The sequence below is a fragment of the Devosia alba genome, from assembly GCF_039938915.1.
Classification (GTDB): Bacteria; Pseudomonadota; Alphaproteobacteria; order Rhizobiales; family Devosiaceae; genus Devosia; species Devosia alba.
This window is the reverse complement of sequence record NZ_JBDUUI010000091.1, coordinates 1-268: the sequence shown is the minus strand read 5'-3', so window position 1 is coordinate 268 and position 268 is coordinate 1. Positions and strand designations below refer to the sequence as shown.

Genomic DNA, 268 nt, shown 5'->3' with positions numbered 1-268 from the left:
TGTTAAATACTCACTCACACACTTTGCAATGGTACGGATTGAATAAGATTTAATCTTAACGGCTACATAAGTAGCTTTATACTCATCCGTTTCTTTAACAAGCCACTTTGCGCTTTTTTTAGTCTCCAGCGTTTCAGCGGTTGAAAAACCGAAAGATTTATACTCCCCGCCATAAATCACATTTTCCGCGCACCAGTCGGCCGTTTTTGCCTCAATTCCTTTCTCCTTGTCTACCTTGTTATCCTTATATACTTTAGAGTATATAGAA

1 protein-coding gene is annotated in these 268 nt (G+C 38.4%); it reads right to left on the bottom strand.

The genetic code is table 11. The annotated features are described in order from the left end of the window. On the bottom strand, positions 1–268 hold a 268-nt coding region (locus ABFY71_RS18895), incomplete at both ends, for a hypothetical protein (RefSeq protein ID WP_347947416.1).